This window comes from Actinomadura napierensis (assembly GCF_039529375.1).
Classification (GTDB): Bacteria; Actinomycetota; Actinomycetes; order Streptosporangiales; family Streptosporangiaceae; genus Spirillospora; species Spirillospora napierensis.
Genome location: NZ_BAAAMR010000253.1, coordinates 1 through 1,803, shown reverse-complemented (window position 1 = coordinate 1,803; position 1,803 = coordinate 1). Strand labels below are relative to the sequence as shown.

Annotated in this window: 1 protein-coding gene and 1 pseudogene; both read left to right on the top strand. The window is 74.8% G+C overall.

The genetic code is table 11. The features are described 5' to 3' along the window. Positions 1 to 116: 116 nt before the first annotated feature. On the top strand, positions 117 to 1,487 hold the full coding sequence (locus ABD296_RS49250) for a family 2B encapsulin nanocompartment shell protein (protein WP_344285399.1): 1,371 nt from the start codon (positions 117 to 119) through the stop codon (positions 1,485 to 1,487). A gap of 52 nt (positions 1,488 to 1,539) precedes the next feature. After that, positions 1,540 to 1,803: pseudogene (locus ABD296_RS49245) on the top strand (polyprenyl synthetase family protein); the annotation flags it as partial.

Below are 1,803 nucleotides of genomic sequence, written 5' to 3'. Positions count from 1 at the left end.
CGCGTACCGGCCGGCCCGTCCGGGCTCGGGACCGCGGCGGCCCGCCCGGCCCCGGTGCGGCCCGCGCCGCCCCAGCACAGCCAGATCCGACCAGCGATCCCCGGAGGTAGCGGCACATGACCGACCCGCAGCTGGCCCTGAGCACGCGGGCAGCGCGCAATCTCGCGACGACGACCAAGTCCGTGCCGCAGATGCAGGGCATCACCCCGCGGTGGCTGCTGACCCTGCTGCCGTGGGTGCGGGCGGACGCCGGCGTCTACCGGGTGAACCGCAGGCTCACCTACGAGCTGGGCGACGGGCGGGTGACGTTCGTCAACGACGGCGCCAACGTCCGCGTCATCCCCGGCGAGCTGGCGGAGCTGCCGCAGCTCGGCGGCCTGGACGCGATGGTGCTGGACGCGCTCGCCGGACGGTTCACGCAGGCCGAGTACGCCCCCGGCGACACGATCGCCACCGCCGGCGACCCGATGGACCGCGTCCACCTGATCGCGCACGGCAAGATCGCCGAGATCGGGACCGGCGAGTACGGCGGCGAGACGCAGGTCGGCATCCGCGACGGCGGCGACTTCTTCGGCGACCAGGCCCTGGCCGGCGACGCCGGAGAATGGCCGCACACGTTCCGGGCCATCACCCCGGCCATCGTGCTGACCCTCTCCCCGGCCGCGATCGAGGAGGCCACCGACCGGTCGGAGGCGCTGCGCGCGCGCCTGGAGGAGTACCGCAACGCGCCGAAGCCGCCGCAGACCCGGCACGGCGAGGCCGCCATCGACCTGTCGTCCGGGCACGACGGCGAGCCCGCGCTGCCCGGCACGTTCGTCGACTACGAGACCTCGCCCCGCGAGTACGAGATGGCCGTGACGCAGACGCTGCTGCGCGTCCACACCCGCGTCGCCGACCTCTACAACAAGCCGATGAACCAGATCGAGCAGCAGCTGCGGCTCACCATCGAGGAGATCCGGGAGCGGCAGGAGCACGAGCTGGTCAACAACCGGGACTTCGGCCTGCTGCACAACGCCGACCTGCGGCACCGCATCCAGACCCGCGGCGGCCCGCCCACGCCCGACGACCTGGACGAGCTGCTCGCCCGGCGCCGCAGGACCCGCTTCTACCTCGCCCACCCGAGGGCGATCGCCGCGTTCGGCCGCGAGTGCACCCGCCGCGGCGTGTACCCGGGAACCGCCGAGGTGGACGGCGGGCGGCGCGTCCAGGCCTGGCGCGGCGTCCCGATCTACCCGTGCGACAAGATCCCCGTCAGCGACACCGGCACCACCTCGATCCTGGCGATGCGGACCGGCGAGGACGACCAGGGCGTCATCGGCCTGCACCGCACCGGCATCCCCGACGAGGTACAGCCGGGCCTGTCGGTGCGCTTCACCGGCATCGACGACAAGGCGATCCTGTCGTACCTGGTCAGCGCCTACTACACGGCCGCGGTGCTGGTGCCCGACGCGCTCGGCGTGCTGGAGAACGTCGAGATCGGCCGCTAGCCCGGGCCCGCCGGGACCGGGGCGCCCCCCGGAAGGGAACGAGGGAGACGAGATGTCGGTGGAGACCTCCGCCCGATCCGCCGCCGAGATCCTGGCGTGGAGCCGGGAGCTGGTGGAGCCCGCGCTGCGCGCCGTCGTCGAGGCGATGCCCGGCTCGATGCGCGGCATCGCCGAGTTCCACTTCGGGTGGCGCGACGAGGCGGGCCGGCCGGCGGCCGGCGCGGGCGGCAAGGCCGTCCGCCCGGCGCTGACCCTGCTGGCGGCCGAGGCGGCGGGCGGGACGGCGGCCGCCCCCCTGCCGGCCGCCGGCCCGGGC